The sequence below is a fragment of the Pseudomonas sp. E141 genome (assembly GCF_052659885.1).
The window spans coordinates 4996912-5014989 of the sequence record NZ_CP084024.1; the positions used below are offsets into that span (position 1 = coordinate 4996912).

Here is an 18078-nt window from a genome sequence, read left to right on the forward strand (position 1 = left end):
CATGTTGATCTACAGTGGTTCTCCGGGGACGCCGATCCCCGTTCCAAAAAAGACAAAACCGATGAACCCAAGGAGAGTCTCAATGCCCTACGTTCCCGTTGCAGCGCTCAAAGATTATGTCGGCAAGGAACTTGGACGTTCCGAATGGCTTACCATCGATCAGGATCGCATTAACCTGTTCGCCGAAGCCACTGGCGACTTTCAGTTCATCCACGTCGATCCGGTCAAGGCCGCGCAGACACCGTTCGGCAGCACCATCGCCCACGGTTTCCTGTCGCTGTCGCTGATGCCCAAGCTCATGGAAGACATCCTGATCCTGCCCGAAGGCGTGAAGATGGTCGTCAACTACGGGTTGGACAGCGTGCGTTTCATTCAGCCCGTGAAAGTCGACTCCAAGGTCCGTCTCAAGGTCGACCTGGTGGACGTGACCGAGAAGAAACCCGGCCAATGGCTGCTCAAGGCCACCGCTACCCTGGAAATCGAAGGTTCGGACAAACCGGCCTACATCGCTGAGCCGCTGTCGCTCTGCTTCGTGTAGCCCCTCGCGGATGCGAAGCCGCTGCGGCAGTTTCGCATCGCTTCTCCTGACGCGCATTGCTACGGCATACTCGTGACCTGATTATCTGGATCCCGTTATGCGCTCATTTCTCCCTTTGGCCCTGACCCTGCTGCTCACCGCTTGCGGCGACGGCGAATCGCTGTTGCCTCCCGACGCGCGCCTGCCCGACGGCGGACGCTATCGCGGCGACCTGGTGGACGGTTTGCTGCAAGGCCAGGGGCGTGTCGACTACCCCAACGGCAGTTGGTACGCCGGGCAGTTCGACAAAGGCCAGTGGCACGGCACCGGGGAATGGCACGGCAGCAATGGCGAGGTCTATCGCGGCCAGTTCCAGCAAGGCCTGTTCAACGGCCAGGGTAGCCTGAGCACGCCCACCAGCAGCTACACCGGCGGCTTCAAGCAAGGCCGGCGCGACGGTGAAGGCACGCTCAAGGAACACGGCATGGTCTACCGCGGCGAATTCAAGGCCGACCGCTATTCCGGTTTCGGGCGCCTGGAGCTTGAGGACGGCAGCCAATACCAGGGGCCGTTCGTCAACGGCAAACCCAACGGTGAAGGCCAGCGCTTCGATGCCAGTGGCAACCAGTTCACCGGCAATTTCGTCGACGGCCAGCTCCAGGGCAAAGGCACCTTCAACAGCGCCGAGGGCGATGTCTACATCGGCGGGTTCAAGAACAACCAGCTCAGCGGTCGCGGTCGTTATGAAAATGCCGACGGCGATGTCTGGATCGGCCAGTTCAAGGAAGGCGCGCTCACCGGCAAGGGCCAACTGATCGGCGCCGACGGCAGCCACTACCTCGGTCAATTCAATGACTGGCGCTTTAGCGGCGAGGGCCGGCTGAACCTGCCCGACGGCAGCTTTTATATCGGCCAGTTCGAGAACGACACCTACCACGGGCGCGGCACCCTGGCGCTGACCGATGGCACCGTGCAAAGCGGCACCTGGGCCAACGGCCTGCGAGTACGCGACGCTGGCGGGCGGCTACTGCCGGATGTGCTCGAGCTCGGCCTTTTGGCCCAGGGGCGCCTGTTGGAAAATGCCCTGGCCAATATCCCGGCCTCGACACCCGCAGTGGAGCTGTACAGCCTGACGGTGGGCGGCGACGGCAAGCAGAGTGTGTTCCTGCGCGAGTCCGACTACGTCGCCAACATGCTCACCAGCCGTTTTGGCGCGTTCGGCCAGATCCGCCTGGTCAACCACCGCGATCACCTCGGTGACCGGCCCATGGCCACTCGCGAAAGCCTGCGTCGCGCCGCCAGCACCCTGGCCGAACGCAGCGGCCCGGAAGACCTGATCTTCATCTACCTGACCAGCCACGGCACCAGCGAACACGAACTGGTGCTCGACCAGCCGCGCATGGAACTGGCCGACCTGCCCGCCGATGAACTGGCCGTGGTGCTGGCGCCGCTGAAGGATCGCGACAAGATCGTGGTGATTTCAGCCTGTTACTCCGGCGGCTTCATCCCGGCACTCAAGGATGAACGCACCTTGATCATGACCGCTTCCCGCGCCGATCGGGTGTCGTTCGGCTGCTCCGAGGAGGCCAACTTCACCTACTTCGGCGACGCCCTGTTCGCCCAGGCACTGAACCAGACCGACGATCTTGAGCAAGCCTTCAAGCGTGCCAAGGCCACCGTGGCCGAGCGGGAACAGGCGGACAATTTCGAAGCTTCCGAGCCGCAGATCTGGGCGCCCAGGACCGTCCTTTCCCATTGGCAGCTATTGCGCAAGCAACAGGCGCGAAAAGCTTTACAAAGTACGGCATTGAACGACGAGGCCCAAAAGAGCAACTAAGCTGAATCGTATCAAGGGGGAAACACTATGTACTTGACGCCTCAGCATGTTTTGCTTGCCGGAGCTTCCGGGTTGACCGGGGAACATCTACTGGACCGGCTGCTCAACGAGCCGACCATCACACGTGTATTGGCGCCTTCACGCCGGCCGCTGGCCGAGCATCCACACCTGGAAAACCCGGTCGGTGAAACAGCCGAACTGCTGCCCCGCCTCAGTGGCCAGGTGGACATCGCATTTTGCTGCCTTGGCACGACCATCAAGAAGGCCGGCTCAGAACAGGCGTTTCGCGCGGTGGACCTGGACCTGGTGGTGGCCTTCGCCAAGCGTGCCCGGGAGCTGGGCGCAAGGCACCTGATCGTGATCAGCGCGCTGGGGGCTGACCCGAGTTCTTCGATTTTCTACAACCGGGTCAAAGGCGAAATGGAAGCCGCCCTCAAGGCCCAGGACTGGCCACAGCTGACCCTTTGCCGCCCGTCCCTGCTACTGGGCGAACGCACCGAACCGCGGTTGGCCGAACAATTGGCCGGCCCCTTGTCGAGGCTGATCCCCGGCAAGTACCACGGCATCGAAGCCTGCCAACTGGCCCGCGCCATGTGGCGCCTGGCCCTGGAAGAACAGGAAGGGGTGCGGGTGGTGGAGTCGGATGAGTTGCGTAAGTTGGGCAAATAATTGCGGCGCCTGGGCGGACGCCATCGCGAGCAGGCTCGCTCCCACAGTTGACCGAGTTCTTCAGAAGGAATGCGTACCAATGTGGGAGCGAGCCTGCTCGCGATAGCGGTGGCCCAGCTTACATCCATGTTGGATTGTAGCGCTGGTTACAACCCACCCGTAGCCTGAAACCCCACGCCAATCACCGTCAGCAACGACAACGGCAATAACAAGGTATCGAGCAACGCGCTGGCCGGCAGATCCACGCCTGGGTAACGCGGCGCTTCGGCGCCAAAGCGGTCCTTGGCGCAACAGCCACCGTTAAGCGCATACAAGTCCAGGCGCGTGCCCGCATACACCACCGGCGCGCCGGGTTTGGCGGCGTCCAGAGTGCGGGCGGTGGCGCAGCCGGTCAGTTGCAGCGCCAGCACTACCACCAGCAGCTTATTCATCACTGCTCAAATGGTACTCGCCCCAGCGCGGCAGCATGTCCTGGGGGATGTCCAGCAGATTGAGAATCCGCGCGACCACAAAATCGATCAGGTCATCGATAGTCTGTGGCTGGTGATAAAAACCCGGAGAGGCCGGCAGAATCGTCACGCCCATGTTCGACAGCTTGAGCATGTGCTCCAGATGAATGCTCGAATACGGCGCCTCACGCGGTACCAGGATCAACTGGCGGCGCTCCTTGAGCGTCACGTCGGCGGCGCGCTCGATCAGGTTGTTGCAGGCACCGGTGGCAATCGCCGAGAGCGTGCCGGTGGAACACGGCACCACCACCATCGCCGCCGGCGCCCCGGAGCCCGAAGCCACCGGCGACATCCAGTCTTCCTTGCCATACACACGAATCTGCCCCGCCGCTGCCCCGGTGTATTCGGTGAGGAAGGCCTGCATCATCTGGGTCTTGCCCGGCAGGGTGACGTCGGTCTCGGTGGCCATCACCAATTGCGCCGCCTTGGAGATGAGGAAATGCACCTCGCGGTCTTCCCGCACCAGGCAATCGAGCAGGCGCAAGCCGTACTGGGCGCCGGAAGCACCGGTCATGGCCAGGGTGATGCGGTCGGGGCCATTGCTCTCCAGGCGCGTGTTCATTTCAGTGCCTCGGCCAGTTTGCCGTGCAGGCCGCCGAAGCCGCCGTTACTCATGATCACCACGTGGGTACCGGGCTGGGCCTGGCTCTTCACGCGCTCGATGATGCCTTCCAGGGAATCGCTGACAATCGACGGCACCGTGCACAACGCGGCGGTGGCGCCCAGGTCCCAGCCCAGGTTGGCCGGCGCGTACCAGATCACCTGATCGGCATCCACCACGCTTTCCGGCAGGCCATCGCGGTGGGCGCCGAGTTTCATGGAGTTGGAACGCGGCTCGATGATGGCAATCAGCGGTGCATCGCCGATGCGCTTGCGCAAACCGTCGAGGGTGGTGGCGATGGCCGTCGGGTGGTGAGCGAAGTCGTCATAGATGGTGATGCCGCGCACTTCAGCGACCTTTTCCATCCGCCGCTTCACGCTTTTGAACGCACTCAGCGCGGCGATGCCCATGGACGGCACCACACCGACATGACGGGCCGCCGCCAGGGTCGCCAGGGCGTTGGCGACGTTGTGCTGGCCGGTCATGTCCCAATCGACCACACCTTGGGCCACGCCTTCGAACATGACTTCGAACTGCGAACCGTCGTCCTTGAGCAACTTCACTTGCCACTGCCCGCCGGCACCGGTGGTTTGCACCGGGGTCCAGCAACCCATTTCGATCACCCGCTGCAACGCGGGCTCGGTGGCCGGATGGATGACCAGGCCTTCACTTGGAATGGTGCGCACCAAATGGTGGAACTGCCGCTCGATGGCCGACAGATCGGGGAAGATGTCGGCGTGATCGAACTCAAGGTTGTTGAGGATCGCGGTGCGCGGACGGTAGTGGACAAATTTCGAGCGTTTGTCGAAGAACGCGCTGTCGTATTCATCGGCCTCGATCACGAAGAACGGCGTACCACCCAGGCGCGCCGACACCGAGAAATTCTGCGGCACGCCGCCGATCAGGAAGCCCGGGCTCATGCCCGCGTGCTCCAGCACCCAGGCGAGCATGCTGCTGGTGGTGGTCTTGCCATGGGTGCCGGCCACGGCCAGGACCCAACGGCCCTGCAACACATGGTCGGCCAGCCATTGCGGGCCGGACACGTAAGGCAGGCCTTTGTTGAGCACGTATTCAACCGCCGGATTGCCACGGGACATGGCGTTGCCGATGACCACCAGGTCCGGCGCCGGGTCCAGTTGCGCCGGGTCGTAGCCTTGGGTCAGCTCAATGCCCTGGGCCTCCAGCTGCGTGCTCATCGGCGGGTAGACGTTGGCGTCGGAACCGGTCACGTGATGGCCCAGCTCCTTGGCCAATACCGCCATCGAGCCCATGAAAGTGCCGCAAATACCGAGAATATGGATGTGCATAGTCGACCTCGTAAACATGGCCGCAGGTTAGCGTAGGGAGGGGGAAATCGCACCTTGTGTTTCGAACTGCAACCATCAGAACACCGCAAATCCTCTGTGGGAGCGAGCTTGCTCGCGATAGCGGTGGGTCAGTTTGCGGCGATGTTGGATGTGCCGCCGCCATCGCGAGCAGGCTCGCTCCCACAGTTGACCGAGTTCTTTCAGGAAGAATGCGGTCAGAATGTGGGAGCGGGCTTGCTCGCGAATGGCCGCGACGCGGCTCAGCGGGCAATCGCGTGTTTGCGCAGTTTCCGATAAAGCGTATTGCGGCTGATGCCCAGTTGTTCGGCGGTGTGGGTCATGTGCCAGCGCTGGCGCTCCAGGGCATCGAGCAGCGCCAACCGTTCGGCATCTTCCAGCGGGCGCTCCGCCACGGTTTCAACCAACGCCACCGGACACTGGCGAATCATCGCCGGCAGATTCTCCAGCCCGATCCGCCCGCCGTCGCACAACGCAGCAAGGGTGCGCAGCACATTGCGCAGTTGCCGCACGTTGCCCGGCCAATCAAAACTCAGCAATGCCTGGCGCGCCGGTTCGTCGATCGCCACCGCTTCGGCGCCCGCTTCTTCGGCCAACAGAAAATCCAGCAACTGGGACTTGTCGCTGCGCTCGCGCAACGCCGGCAAAGGGATCTCCAGGCCGTTGAGGCGATAGTACAAGTCCTCGCGAAAACTGCCGTCGCGCACCCGATCAAGCAACTGACGGTGGGTGGCGCTGATGATGCGCACGTTCACCGCTTCGGGTTCGCCACCGATAGGCACCACCTGGCGATCTTCCAGCACCCGCAGCAAACGGGTCTGCAAGGCCAGGGGCATGTCACCGATCTCATCCAGAAACAGCGTGCCCCCGTCGGCCTGTTGCAGCTTGCCGCGCATGCCTTCCTTGCGCGCGCCGGTGAAGCTGCCGCCGCGATAACCGAACAGCTCACTCTCGATCAGGCTTTCCGGGATGGCTGCGCAGTTAAGCGCCACGAAGTTTTTCCCGGCACGCTGGCTGGCGTGATGCACGGCTTTGGCGAAAGCTTCTTTACCGGAGCCGGTTTCGCCATGGATCAGCAGCGGCACATCGCGCTCGAACACTCGCAGCGCCTTGCGAAAATGCTCTTGCAACGCCGCATCCCCCAGGCAGATGCCCGGTAACCGGGCGGGCTCGATGGTTTTAAATGCCGGGACGACCGGGACCGGCACACTGCGCGGCTGCCCCCGCAACACTGCAAACAAGTGCCGCCCGTCACGGGTGCGCAACGGCCAACTGGCGCTGGCCTGGGTGCTGGCCCGTCCGAGCAGCTCATCCAGTGAACAATCGAAAAAGTCTTCCACCCGCTGCCCCAGCAAGCCACCGCGAATATGCCCCAACAGGTTCAGAGCACTCTGGTTGACCGCGCTGATCCGCCCTTCGCCGTCGAACGCCAGCAGCCCCTCGCTGAACAACCCCACGGACTCGGCCTGCAAGTGAAAACGCAGCAGCCATTGATTGTCGAAGCAGCGCAGGAAATAGCAGCTCTCGATCATCTTCGCCGAGAGGTTGACCAGGGCCATGGTGTGGAACTGGCTCTGGCGCGACACGTCCGGCCGGGCCGATGACACATCCAGCACCGCGAGCAGTTCGCCGTGGGGGTCGAAAACCGGGCTGGCCGAGCAGGTCAGGCCGGTGTGGCGGCCGCGAAAGTGTTCTTCCTGGTGAATGGTCAGGGCCTGGCGCTCCACCAGGCAGGTGCCGATGCCGTTGGTGCCTTCGCAGGCTTCGCTCCAGTCGGCGCCGAGCCAGAGGCCGGCCCGTTCGAAAATCTTGCGCTCGCTGGGGGCGGTGACACAGTTGAGGATCACGCCGCGCGCGTCAGTCAGCAGCACCGCGTGGCCGGCGCCGGAGAGTTGTTGATGCAGGCTGGTCATTTCCGTGCCGGCGATGTGCAACACCTGTTGCAGGCGCTCGCGGCTTTCCAGCACCCGGCCATGCTCAAGCACCGTCGGCGCCAGGTTTTGCGCCGGGTCGAGGTGATAGTCCTCAAGGCAACGCAGCCAGGAGCGGGCAATCGACGGATCGCTGCCAGGGCCCTGCAAATGGGCCTTGCCCTGGGTGACCGTCAGGACTTGTTGGGCATGGCGACTCAAGTGGTTGCTGTGCATTTCTTATTGTTCTCCCCGAAGGACCTGCCTCACTGGAGCAACTGTTTAACATTTAACCAATGTTCAACACTTAACCTGTGGCGAGGGGATTTATCCCCGCTGGGCTGCGAAGCAGCCCTGAAACCTAAGCATGCGGTGTATCAGATTGATCGAGTTGGCTGCTTTGGGGGCTGCTTCGCAGCCCAGCGGGGATAAATCCCCTCGCCACAACTTTGCTGGGCAGGCCAACTGGTGAGGCCCAGCATCCTCCAGCCCACCCACCTTTGCAATGCTGGCGCGACCTGCCGGTCACAGACTGTCTCGCATCTGGCACAAACTGTCACACCCGCTGTATCGCTATCGTCACGCAGGGCATCCGTTTGTCCGACGAACTGCTCCTAAAGTCTTGATTTACGGGCCCTGCAAGGCAGTGGCCCGACCTTTGCTCTAGGCTTAATTACCAGCGCTCAATTTTGCGCGGCCTCCCGTATAAGCACAAAAGCCAAGGAGAACTCATCATGCGTTACGCTCACCCCGGTACTGAAGGCGCTATCGTTTCGTTCAAGAGCAAATACGGTAACTACATCGGCGGCGAGTTCGTCGCGCCTGTCAAAGGTCAGTACTTCACCAATACTTCCCCGGTCAATGGCCAGCCCATTGCCGAATTCCCGCGCTCCACGGCCGAAGACATCGAAAAAGCCCTGGACGCCGCCCACGCCGCTGCCGATGCCTGGGGCGCCACGTCCGCCCAGGCCCGTTCGCTGGTCCTGCTGAAAATCGCCGACCGCATCGAAGCGAACCTTGAGGTTCTGGCGATCACCGAGTCCTGGGACAACGGCAAGGCCGTACGCGAAACCCTCAACGCCGACATCCCCCTGGCCGCCGACCATTTCCGTTACTTCGCCGGTTGCCTGCGCGCCCAGGAAGGCAGCGCCGCCGAGATCGACGGCAACACCGTGGCCTATCACATCCATGAACCGCTGGGCGTGGTCGGGCAGATCATCCCGTGGAACTTCCCGCTGCTGATGGCCGCCTGGAAACTCGCCCCGGCCCTGGCCGCCGGTAACTGCGTGGTGCTCAAGCCCGCCGAGCAAACCCCATTGGGTATTTGCGTGCTGATGGAGCTGATCGGCGACCTGCTGCCGCCCGGCGTACTGAACGTGGTGCAAGGCTTCGGCAAAGAAGCCGGTGAAGCCCTGGCCACCAGCAAGCGCATCGCCAAGATCGCCTTCACCGGCTCGACCCCGGTCGGCTCGCACATCATGAAATGCGCGGCCGAGAACATCATCCCGTCCACCGTGGAACTGGGCGGCAAGTCGCCGAACATCTTCTTCGAAGACATCATGCAGGCCGAGCCGAGCTTCATCGAAAAGGCTGCCGAAGGCCTGGTGCTGGCGTTCTTCAACCAGGGTGAAGTCTGCACTTGCCCTTCCCGCGCCCTGGTGCAGGAGTCGATCTACGACGAGTTCATGAAAGTTGTGATGAACAAAGTCCTGCAGATCAAGCGCGGCGACCCGTTGGACACCGACACCATGGTCGGCGCCCAGGCGTCCGAGCAGCAATTCGACAAGATTCTTTCGTACCTGGAAATCGCCAAGGGCGAAGGTGCCGAACTGCTGACCGGCGGCAAGGTGGAAAAACTCGAGGGCAACCTGGCCACGGGTTATTACATCCAGCCAACCCTGCTCAAGGGCACCAACAAGATGCGCGTGTTCCAGGAAGAAATCTTCGGCCCAGTGGTGAGCATCACCACCTTCAAGGATGAAGCCGAAGCCCTGGCGATCGCCAACGACACCGAGTTCGGCCTCGGCGCCGGTCTCTGGACCCGCGACATCAACCGCGCCTATCGCATGGGCCGGGCGATCAAGGCCGGTCGCGTCTGGACCAACTGCTACCACCTCTACCCGGCTCATGCGGCGTTTGGTGGTTACAAGAAGTCCGGCGTGGGTCGTGAAACCCACAAGATGATGCTCGACCACTACCAGCAGACCAAGAACCTGCTGGTGAGCTATGACATCAATCCGTTGGGGTTCTTCTAAGGCATTGGGGCGAGGCAGGTGGTTCTGCTTCGCCCCTTTAGATAGCTATCGCGAGCAGGCTCGCTCCCACACAGGATTTGTGGATGGCGCTCCAGTTTCGGCTGGCCCAACTCCCCTGTGGGAGCGAGCCTGCTCGCGAAAGCGGTGTGTCAGTCACATAGTTGCTCAAGGTGCCGCCGCCTTCGCGAGCAAGCCCGCTCCCACAGGGGTACTGCGCTAATCCGGCGATCAGGCTAGACAAAAAAACAATAAAAACAGGTAAACCCTTATGCCAAGCGATCAAGCAAACCCGCAACCGGCAACGTCCTCGGTCGACTTTGAAAAAGTCGGCTCCGAATACTTCCAACAACGTGAACTGAAAAAAGGCGCGGCGGGCTGGGTCCTGCTGGTGGGCCTGGGGGTGGCGTATGTCATTTCCGGGGACTACGCCGGCTGGAACTTCGGCCTGGCCCAGGGCGGTTGGGGCGGGATGTTTCTTGCCACGCTGCTGATGGCCGCGATGTACCTGTGCATGTGCTTTTCCCTGGCCGAGCTGTCCTCGATGATTCCCACCGCCGGCGGTGGTTATGGCTTTGCCCGTAGCGCATTCGGGCCCTGGGGCGGGTTTCTCACGGGCACGGCGATCCTCATTGAGTACGCCATCGCCCCGGCGGCGATTGCCGTGTTCATCGGCGCGTATTGCCAATCGCTATTCGGCATTGGCGGCTGGATGATCTACCTGGCGTTCTACATCATCTTCATCGCCATCCACATATTCGGCGTGGGTGAAGCGCTCAAACTGATGTTCATCATCACCGCCGTCGCCGCCCTGGCACTGGGCGTGTTTCTGGTGGCGATGGTGCCGCACTTCGACGTCGCCAACCTGCTGGACATCCCGGTCACCGCGGCCATGGGCGCCAGCCCATTCCTGCCGTTCGGCTATGTCGGCGTGTGGGCAGCCATTCCGTATGCCATCTGGTTTTTCCTGGCCGTGGAAGGCGTACCGCTGGCGGCTGAAGAAACCAAGAACCCCAAGCGCGACCTGCCACGCGGCCTGATCGGCGCCATGCTGGTGCTGGTGGCGTTTGCCCTGCTGATTCTGGTGATCGGCCCAGGCGGCGCGGGTTCCAATGCGCTGATGGCTTCGGGCAACCCGCTGGTGGAAGCCCTGGCCAAGGCCTACGGCGGCTCGACCTGGATGGGCAACTTCGTCAACCTGGTGGGCCTGGCGGGCCTGATCGCCAGCTTCTTCTCGATCATCTACGCCTACTCGCGGCAGATCTTCGCGTTGTCTCGCGCCGGTTACCTGCCACGCAAGCTCTCCGAAACCAATAAAAGCAAAGCACCAGTATTGGCGCTGGTCATCCCCGGCATTATCGGTTTCGGTCTGTCCCTGACCGGCCAGGGCGATCTGCTGATTCTGGTGGCGGTGTTCGGCGCCACCATCTCCTACGTGCTGATGATGGCCGCGCACATCACCCTGCGCATCCGCCGCCCCAAAATGGACCGGCCATACCGCACACCGGGCGGCATCTTCACCTCGGGCGTGGCCCTGGTGCTGGCGTGCATCGCCGTAGTAGCGGGCTTTCTGGTGGATCCGCGGGTGGTCATCGGCGCGGCGATCATCTATGGAGTGTTAATTGCTTACTTCGCGTTCTACAGTCGGCATCACCTGGTAGCAGGCACGCCCGAAGAAGAATTCGCGGCCATTCAGAAAGCTGAAGAAGCCTTGCACTAAGTTGTAAAACGCCGAAAACCACGGCGCCGCCCAGCGGCGCCGTCACGGAGAACCTGTATGGCCAGTTTTGCACACACGGTCGGCGCCCAGACCTACCGCTTCGACAGCCTCAAAGACCTGATGGCCAAGGCCAGCCCGGCGCGTTCCGGGGATTTTCTGGCCGAGGTCGCGGCACTCAACGATGGTGAACGAGTGGCGGCGCAAATGGCCTTGGCCGACCTGCCCCTCAGCCATTTCCTGCAAGAAATGCTGATTCCTTACGAGGACGACGAAGTCACCCGGCTGATCGTCGACACCCACGATAAACAGGCCTTCGCCGCCGTCAGCCATCTCACCGTCGGCGGTTTTCGCGACTGGCTGCTCAGCGACGCCGCCGACGAACACAGCCTGCGGGCGCTGGCCCCGGGCCTGACCCCGGAAATGGTCGCCGCCGTGTCGAAGATCATGCGCGTGCAGGACCTGGTGCTGGTGGCGCAGAAAATCCGCGTGGTGACGAAATTTCGCGGCACCCTCGGCCTTCGCGGGCGACTGTCGACCCGCCTGCAACCCAACCACCCCACCGATGAGCCCGCCGGGATCGCCGCGAGCATTCTCGACGGCCTGCTCTTCGGCAATGGCGACGCCATGATCGGCATCAACCCGGCCACCGACAGCACAGCGTCGATCTGCGCCATGCTGGAAATGCTCGACGCCATCATCCAGCGCTACGACATCCCGACCCAAGGCTGCGTGCTGACCCACGTCACCACCTCCATTGAAGCGGCGAACCGTGGCGTGCCCCTGGACCTGGTGTTCCAGTCCATCGCCGGCACCGAAGCGGCCAACGCCAGTTTCGGCATCAACCTGAACGTCTTGCAGGAAGGCTATGACGCCGGGCTGAGCCTGAATCGCGGCACCTTGGGCAACAACCTGATGTATTTCGAAACCGGCCAGGGCAGTGCCCTGTCAGCCAACGCCCACCACGGCGTCGATCAACAGACCTGCGAAACCCGGGCCTACGCCGTCGCACGGCATTTCAAGCCGTTTCTGGTGAATACCGTCGTAGGATTTATCGGCCCGGAATACCTGTACAACGGCAAACAGATCATCCGCGCCGGCCTCGAAGACCACTTCTGCGGCAAGCTTTTGGGCGTGCCGATGGGTTGCGACATCTGCTACACCAACCACGCCGAAGCCGACCAGGACGACATGGACACCCTGCTGACCCTGCTGGGCGTGGCCGGGATCAACTTCATCATGGGCATCCCCGGCTCCGACGACATCATGCTCAACTACCAGACCACCTCGTTCCACGACGCCCTCTACACCCGCCAGACCCTGGGCCTGAAGCCGGCGCCGGAATTCGAAACCTGGCTGGCGAACATGGGCATTTTCACCCAGGCCGATGGCCGGGTGCGGTTCGGCGACAACCTGCCACCGGCGTTTCGTCACGCATTAGCTCATTTGGGATAAGCCGCATTTGGGATGAGAGAACTGCCCATGGATAAAAAACCTGTAGATCCACAAAACCCTTGGCTGAATCTGCGCAACCTCACCCCGGCGCGCATCGCCCTGGGCCGCACCGGCACCAGCCTGCCGACCTCGGCGCAACTGGACTTCCAGTACGCCCATGCCCAGGCTCGCGATGCGGTGCACCTGGCGTTCGATCACCAGGGCATTCGCGCACAGTTAACCGAACGCGGCCGTGAAAGCCTGCTGCTGCATAGCGCCGCCAGCGACCGCAACAGCTACCTGCAGCGCCCGGACCTGGGCCGACGGCTCGACGAGTCCTCCGTACAAATCCTGGAGGACTACGCAGCGGCCAATCCCGGCGGCGTAGACCTGGCCATCGTCGTGGCCGACGGCCTGTCGGCGCTGGCGGTGCATCGGCATACCTTGCCGTTCCTGGCGCGGCTGGAAGAACAGACCGCCGCTGATGGTTGGTCAACCTCGCCAGTGATTCTGGTGGAACAGGGCCGCGTCGCGGTGGCTGATGAGGTGGCGCAGCGGCTCGGCGCAAAAATGTCGGTGATCCTGATCGGCGAACGCCCCGGCCTCAGTTCCCCCGACAGCCTGGGTTTGTATTTCACCTACAACCCCAAGGTCGGCCTGACCGATGCGTATCGCAACTGCATCTCCAACGTCCGGCTCGAAGGTTTGAGCTACGGCATGGCCGCCCACCGCCTGATCTACCTGATGCGCGAGGCCTGCCGCAGACAGCTCTCGGGGGTCAACCTGAAGGACGAAGCCCAGGTCCAAACTCTAGACTCGGAAAATACCGCCGATATGAAAGGTAACTTCCTACTGATGCCGCCCCGAAGCTGATCCGTTTACAAGTTTGCGTTTTTGATCCGCTTTCAGGCAGCATCGAAGCACGGCAGAACGCCGTTGTTGTCCGAGTATCTGTCGACCTTTGCAGACGAGACCTACTATGCGGATTATCCAAGCGACCCTGGAACACCTGGACCTGCTGACCCCATTGTTCGTCAAATACCGGGAATTCTATGGCTCGCTGCCCTACCCGGATTCGTCCCGAGCCTTCCTCGAAAAACGCCTGCGCCGCAAGGAATCGGTGATCTACCTGGCGTTGCCTGATGACGATGACAACCGGTTGCTGGGCTTCTGCCAGCTCTATCCAAGCTTCTCGTCACTGTCGCTCAAGCGCGTGTGGATCCTCAACGACATCTACGTCGCCGAGGACGCCCGCCGCCAGCTGGTGGCCGACAACCTGATCCGCACCGCGAAAAAAATGGCCAAGGAAACCAACGCCGTACGTATGCGCGTCTCCACCAGCAGCAACAACGACGTGGCGCAGAAAACCTACGAGTCCATCGGCTTCAAGGAAGACACCGAGTTCAAGAACTACGTGTTGCCGATCAGCGAAGAGCTCTGACCCGATTACCGCGGACTGATCGTTCCCACGCTCCCGCGTGGGAATGCCGCCAGGGACGCTCCGCGTTCCGCTTGACGCAGAGCGTCACGGGATGCATTCCCACGCGGAGCGTAGGAACGATCGATAACCCCTGTGGTTGGGTGAAACGTTGTGGCGAGGGGATTTATCCCCGCTGGGCTGCGCAGCAGCCCCAAAACCTGAGCACGCGGTGCATCAGGCAGACCGGGTTGGCTGCATTTGGGACCGCTTCGCGCTCCAGCGGGAGCAAGCTCCCTCGCCACAGAGTTCTTCACCCAGCCAGAAGCCTCCCGACATCCCCCGCTACAAACTCACCACGCACACCACCCTCGACCTCGTATAATGCCGCTCTTCCCGGCTTGTAAGAAAAAGCTACACGCGCTGTAGCCTTACTCGAAGCCCGACCCACAGGCCCCACCCAGTCAGGCCGCGACCACAGGTGCTTTGCATGGATTTCAACCCCCTCGACCTCATTCTGCATCTCGATGTGTACCTCGACCTGCTGGTGACCAACTACGGGCCGTGGATCTACGCCATCCTGTTCCTGGTGATCTTCTGCGAAACCGGCCTGGTGGTGATGCCCTTCCTGCCGGGCGACTCCCTGCTGTTCATCGCCGGCGCGGTAGCCGCCGGTGGCGGCATGGACCCGGTGCTACTCGGCGGCCTGCTGATGCTGGCGGCGATCCTTGGCGACAGCACCAACTACATCATTGGCCGCACCGCAGGCGAACGGCTGTTCAGTAACCCGAACTCGAAAATCTTCCGCCGCGACTACCTGCAACAAACCCACGACTTCTACGACAAGCACGGCGGCAAAACCGTGACCCTGGCGCGCTTCCTGCCGATCATCCGCACCTTCGCCCCCTTCGTCGCCGGCGTTGCAAAAATGCCCTACCCGCGTTTTTTCGCCTTCAGCGTCCTGGGCACCATCCTGTGGGTCGGCGGCCTGGTCACCCTCGGGTTCTTCTTCGGTAACGTGCCATTCATCAAGCAAAACCTGTCCCTGCTGGTGCTGGGCATCATCCTGCTGTCGCTGGTACCGATGATCATCGGCGTGATCCGCAGCCGCCTCGCCGCCAGCGCCTCGAAAGCCCATCCGCGCTGATCGCCCATGTGGTCCCTGAGCGGCTGGCGCCGGCAACGCACCCTCGCCAAACATCCCGTCAGCGAGGAAACCTGGCAGCGGGTGCGTCACCAGTTGAGCTTTCTCGACGGCATCAGCGCCACCGAGGACCAATGGCTGCGCGAAGCCTGCGTGCTGTTTCTGCATGACAAACACCTGAGCGCCCTGCCCGGCGTCGAACTGCACCAGGAACAACGCCTGCTGCTCGCCGCCCAGGCGCAATTGCCGCTGATGCACCTCGGCGACTTGAACTGGTACCAGGGCTTTCACGAAATCGTGCTCTACCCCGACGACTTCCTCAGCCCCCAGCGCTACCGCGACGCCAGCGGCATCGAGCACGAATGGGACGGCGAACACAGCGGCGAAGCCTGGCCCCAGGGCCCGATCATCCTGGCCTGGGACGGCGTGCTCGCCAGCGGCGGCTGGGACGGCTACAACCTGGTGATCCATGAGCTGGCGCACAAACTCGACATGCTCAACGGCGACGCCAACGGCCTGCCACCGCTGCATGCCGACATGCGGGTCAAAGACTGGGCCGACGCCATGCAACAGGCTTTCGACGACCTCAACCGTCAACTGGACCAGGATCCGGACGCAGAAACCGTCATCGATCCCTACGCCGCGGAGAATCCGGCGGAGTTCTTCGCCGTCACCAGCGAATACTTCTTCAGCGCCCCAGACCTGCTGCACCAGGCGTACCCGCGGGTCTATGAACAGCTCAAGGCGTTCTACCGCCAGGACCCGTTGGCCCGGCTGCGGCAACTTCAAGCCGAAGATCCGGTCTATCAGGCGTCATACTAAGGTCTCTAAGACCCTTGTAACGTGGCATCGACGGCCGAATATGCCTATAATCGCCGCCACTTTTTGGTCAATCCGACCAGTCATTTGGTCAATTAACGGGGGCACCGCCCAATGAGCTACAGCAAGATTCCGGCTGGCAAAGACCTGCCGAACGACATCTACGTCGCGATCGAAATCCCGGCCAACCACGCCCCGATCAAATACGAAATCGACAAAGACAGCGATTGCCTGTTCGTTGACCGTTTCATGGCCACCCCAATGTTCTACCCGGCCAACTACGGTTTCATCCCCAACACCCTGGCCGACGACGGTGACCCCCTCGACGTGCTGGTCGTGACCCCTTACCCAGTCGCCCCAGGCTCGGTCATCCGCGCCCGTCCGGTCGGCATCCTGAACATGACCGACGACGGCGGCGGCGACGCCAAAGTCATCGCCGTACCGCACGACAAACTGTCGCAGCTGTACGTCGACGTGAAGGAATACACCGACCTGCCAGCCCTGCTGATCCAGCAGATCGAACACTTCTTCGAGAACTACAAGGATCTCGAGAAAGGCAAGTGGGTCAAGATCGAAGGCTGGGCCGGTGCTGACGCCGCCCGCGAAGCGATCACCAAGTCGGTTGCCGCCTACAAAGGCTGAAACTGAAGTAAAGAAGAACCCCGGTTTGCACCGGGGTTTTTTATGTCTTAATGATGATAAATACTAAGTTGTATTAATACCGTTTAACCCCGTTTAGCCCGCCCCTTTCAAATCCTGCAAACGGAAAGATCGTCTTATATATTTGAACGACATGTTTATTGCCGAAAATACAGTCGCCCCTAAACTTTCCGTTTATGAAAATACTTTCCAGTGGCGACCGCTTCAGAGCCCTTCTAAAAGAAGCGAATATCCGATCCGCCGACTTCGCGAAGTTATACGGCGTGAAATCCCAGCACATAAACAACTGGTTCAACCGTGGCATCCCGCCAGGGCGCATCTACTCCATCGCCAGCCTGCTGACCGTCAGCCCACAATGGCTCGCCACCGGCGAAGGCCCGCAGACTCCACTGGGCCTGGGCCCTGGCATCACCTATGAAGCCGCCGAAAACGATGGCGTCTACAGCGTGCAAGAAACCACGGACATCGAACTGCCCCTCTACAAGGAAGCCCCCATCGCCCCCGGCGAAACCAAAACCCACATCATCGAAATCCCCGACCAAACCATCCGCCTGCCCCGCAGCCACCTAGAATCCCTGGAAATCGACCCCGGCGACGCCATCTGCACCACCATGGTCGGCGACAGCATGGCCGAACGCATCGAAGACGGCTCCACCCTCGCCATCGACCGCGGCCTGACCCAAATCGTCGACGGCCATATCTATGCGCTTGAGCACGACGGCATGCTGCGTATCAAATACCTGCACCGCGTTCCCGGTAATCGGTTACGCCTGCGTAGTCATAACTGTGCTGCGTATCCTGACGAGGTCTTCAGCGCCGAACAGATCGAAGCGCAAAACATCAAAGTCATCGGCTGGGTCTTCTGGTGGTCCACCCTGAACAAACAGAGACCACCGGTGTTCGATTGACCAAGCCGGATAGAAAGACTGTGGCGGGAGCTCCCTGTGTTGAGGAGCTTTTGTGGCGAGGGAGCTTGCTCCCGCTGGGCTGCGCAGCAGCCCCTGCTTTCCCCCTGAACCACCCCTAACCCAATGATTCCACACCACTTACCACTGGGATTCCGAACAAAACCCGCGTATCCTCCGCCCCACATTTGCGAGCCCACGCCTCGCACCGACAAGGCAGATCACTTTCTGACCAAGTCCCACAGCCGGCCGCAAGAGCCGGATGTACGTTTTGAAGGCTGGTGAGGTTTGTCAAAAACGAACTGAGTTAGTCAACGAGAAGCCGGCCATAAGCCGGCTTTTTAACTTTCAAAACCTGATTT

Annotated in this window: 16 protein-coding genes; 12 read left to right on the top strand and 4 right to left on the bottom strand. The window is 61.6% G+C overall.

The window, feature by feature from the left end:
* Window positions 1–82: 82 nt before the first annotated feature.
* The 3 genes from GKKCFE_RS22335 (at window position 83) to GKKCFE_RS22345 (ending at window position 3023) form a co-directional block, all read left to right on the top strand.
* A complete protein-coding gene (locus GKKCFE_RS22335) occupies window positions 83–538 on the top strand; it encodes a MaoC family dehydratase (protein WP_047229482.1) in 456 nt (151 codons plus the stop codon).
* Window positions 539–635: 97 nt separating this feature from the next.
* Entirely contained in the window at window positions 636–2354 is a 1719-nt protein-coding gene (locus tag GKKCFE_RS22340; RefSeq protein ID WP_339492214.1) for a C13 family peptidase, read from the top strand.
* A gap of 27 nt (window positions 2355–2381) precedes the next feature.
* On the top strand, window positions 2382–3023 hold the full coding sequence (locus GKKCFE_RS22345) for an oxidoreductase (protein WP_047229480.1): 642 nt from the start codon (window positions 2382–2384) through the stop codon (window positions 3021–3023).
* 146 nt (window positions 3024–3169) lie between these two features.
* Here GKKCFE_RS22345 and GKKCFE_RS22350 read toward each other — a convergent pair whose 3' ends face one another.
* From GKKCFE_RS22350 to GKKCFE_RS22365, 4 genes are all read right to left on the bottom strand, one after another.
* Window positions 3170–3454, bottom strand: a complete 285-nt coding sequence (locus GKKCFE_RS22350; RefSeq protein ID WP_160893627.1) for a YceK/YidQ family lipoprotein — start codon at window positions 3452–3454, stop codon at window positions 3170–3172.
* Window positions 3447–4094, bottom strand: coding sequence for a flavin prenyltransferase UbiX (ubiX, locus tag GKKCFE_RS22355; protein ID WP_445577096.1), 648 nt, complete (start codon window positions 4092–4094; stop codon window positions 3447–3449). The genes GKKCFE_RS22350 and ubiX overlap by 8 nt, the downstream gene beginning before the upstream one ends.
* Window positions 4091–5440 (bottom strand): UDP-N-acetylmuramate:L-alanyl-gamma-D-glutamyl-meso-diaminopimelate ligase, encoded by a 1350-nt coding sequence (mpl, locus tag GKKCFE_RS22360; RefSeq protein ID WP_445577097.1) that lies wholly within the window; start codon window positions 5438–5440, stop codon window positions 4091–4093. The genes ubiX and mpl overlap by 4 nt, the downstream gene beginning before the upstream one ends.
* A 260-nt stretch (window positions 5441–5700) precedes the next feature.
* Window positions 5701–7605 carry a sigma-54-dependent Fis family transcriptional regulator gene (locus GKKCFE_RS22365; RefSeq protein ID WP_445577098.1) on the bottom strand — a complete coding sequence of 635 codons (1905 nt, stop codon included), beginning with the start codon at window positions 7603–7605 and terminating at the stop codon, window positions 5701–5703.
* 497 nt (window positions 7606–8102) lie between these two features.
* Between GKKCFE_RS22365 and exaC the strand changes: the two genes are divergently transcribed.
* From exaC to GKKCFE_RS22410, 9 genes are all read left to right on the top strand, one after another.
* Window positions 8103–9623 carry an acetaldehyde dehydrogenase ExaC gene (gene exaC, locus GKKCFE_RS22370; RefSeq protein WP_092394646.1) on the top strand — a complete coding sequence of 507 codons (1521 nt, stop codon included), beginning with the start codon at window positions 8103–8105 and terminating at the stop codon, window positions 9621–9623.
* A 268-nt stretch (window positions 9624–9891) separates the two neighbouring features.
* Window positions 9892–11340, top strand: a complete 1449-nt coding sequence (gene eat / locus GKKCFE_RS22375) for an ethanolamine permease (RefSeq protein WP_445577099.1) — start codon at window positions 9892–9894, stop codon at window positions 11338–11340.
* Window positions 11341–11397: 57 nt separating this feature from the next.
* Entirely contained in the window at window positions 11398–12792 is a 1395-nt protein-coding gene (locus GKKCFE_RS22380; RefSeq protein ID WP_445577100.1) for an ethanolamine ammonia-lyase subunit EutB, read from the top strand.
* 27 nt (window positions 12793–12819) lie between these two features.
* The gene (gene eutC, locus GKKCFE_RS22385; protein WP_107321808.1) at window positions 12820–13644 is read left to right on the top strand and encodes an ethanolamine ammonia-lyase subunit EutC; all 825 of its coding nucleotides are present in this window, start codon (window positions 12820–12822) and stop codon (window positions 13642–13644) included.
* A 106-nt stretch (window positions 13645–13750) separates the two neighbouring features.
* Entirely contained in the window at window positions 13751–14212 is a 462-nt protein-coding gene (locus GKKCFE_RS22390; RefSeq protein ID WP_092394658.1) for a GNAT family N-acetyltransferase, read from the top strand.
* 466 nt (window positions 14213–14678) lie between these two features.
* Window positions 14679–15335 carry a DedA family protein gene (locus GKKCFE_RS22395; protein ID WP_107321807.1) on the top strand — a complete coding sequence of 219 codons (657 nt, stop codon included), beginning with the start codon at window positions 14679–14681 and terminating at the stop codon, window positions 15333–15335.
* 6 nt (window positions 15336–15341) lie between these two features.
* A complete protein-coding gene (locus tag GKKCFE_RS22400; RefSeq protein WP_107321806.1) occupies window positions 15342–16154 on the top strand; it encodes a M90 family metallopeptidase in 813 nt (270 codons plus the stop codon).
* 111 nt (window positions 16155–16265) lie between these two features.
* Window positions 16266–16793 (top strand): inorganic diphosphatase, encoded by a 528-nt coding sequence (gene ppa / locus GKKCFE_RS22405; RefSeq protein WP_047229468.1) that lies wholly within the window; start codon window positions 16266–16268, stop codon window positions 16791–16793.
* 194 nt (window positions 16794–16987) lie between these two features.
* A complete protein-coding gene (locus GKKCFE_RS22410; protein ID WP_160893633.1) occupies window positions 16988–17719 on the top strand; it encodes a LexA family transcriptional regulator in 732 nt (243 codons plus the stop codon).
* The last annotated feature ends 359 nt before the right edge of the window (window positions 17720–18078 follow it).

Excerpts from the sequence above, each read along its gene's own strand:
- GKKCFE_RS22335 (WP_047229482.1), top strand. The coding sequence starts at position 83 with ATGCCCTACGTTCCCGTTGCAGCGCTCAAAGATTATGTCGGCAAGGAA.
- GKKCFE_RS22340 (WP_339492214.1), top strand. The coding sequence starts at position 636 with ATGCGCTCATTTCTCCCTTTGGCCCTGACCCTGCTGCTCACCGCTTGC.
- GKKCFE_RS22345 (WP_047229480.1), top strand. The coding sequence starts at position 2,382 with ATGTACTTGACGCCTCAGCATGTTTTGCTTGCCGGAGCTTCCGGGTTG.
- GKKCFE_RS22350 (WP_160893627.1), bottom strand. The coding sequence starts at position 3,454 with ATGAATAAGCTGCTGGTGGTAGTGCTGGCGCTGCAACTGACCGGCTGC.
- ubiX (WP_445577096.1), bottom strand. The coding sequence starts at position 4,094 with ATGAACACGCGCCTGGAGAGCAATGGCCCCGACCGCATCACCCTGGCC.
- mpl (WP_445577097.1), bottom strand. The coding sequence starts at position 5,440 with ATGCACATCCATATTCTCGGTATTTGCGGCACTTTCATGGGCTCGATG.
- GKKCFE_RS22365 (WP_445577098.1), bottom strand. The coding sequence starts at position 7,605 with ATGCACAGCAACCACTTGAGTCGCCATGCCCAACAAGTCCTGACGGTC.
- exaC (WP_092394646.1), top strand. The coding sequence starts at position 8,103 with ATGCGTTACGCTCACCCCGGTACTGAAGGCGCTATCGTTTCGTTCAAG.
- eat (WP_445577099.1), top strand. The coding sequence starts at position 9,892 with ATGCCAAGCGATCAAGCAAACCCGCAACCGGCAACGTCCTCGGTCGAC.
- GKKCFE_RS22380 (WP_445577100.1), top strand. The coding sequence starts at position 11,398 with ATGGCCAGTTTTGCACACACGGTCGGCGCCCAGACCTACCGCTTCGAC.
- eutC (WP_107321808.1), top strand. The coding sequence starts at position 12,820 with ATGGATAAAAAACCTGTAGATCCACAAAACCCTTGGCTGAATCTGCGC.
- GKKCFE_RS22390 (WP_092394658.1), top strand. The coding sequence starts at position 13,751 with ATGCGGATTATCCAAGCGACCCTGGAACACCTGGACCTGCTGACCCCA.
- GKKCFE_RS22395 (WP_107321807.1), top strand. The coding sequence starts at position 14,679 with ATGGATTTCAACCCCCTCGACCTCATTCTGCATCTCGATGTGTACCTC.
- GKKCFE_RS22400 (WP_107321806.1), top strand. The coding sequence starts at position 15,342 with ATGTGGTCCCTGAGCGGCTGGCGCCGGCAACGCACCCTCGCCAAACAT.
- ppa (WP_047229468.1), top strand. The coding sequence starts at position 16,266 with ATGAGCTACAGCAAGATTCCGGCTGGCAAAGACCTGCCGAACGACATC.
- GKKCFE_RS22410 (WP_160893633.1), top strand. The coding sequence starts at position 16,988 with ATGAAAATACTTTCCAGTGGCGACCGCTTCAGAGCCCTTCTAAAAGAA.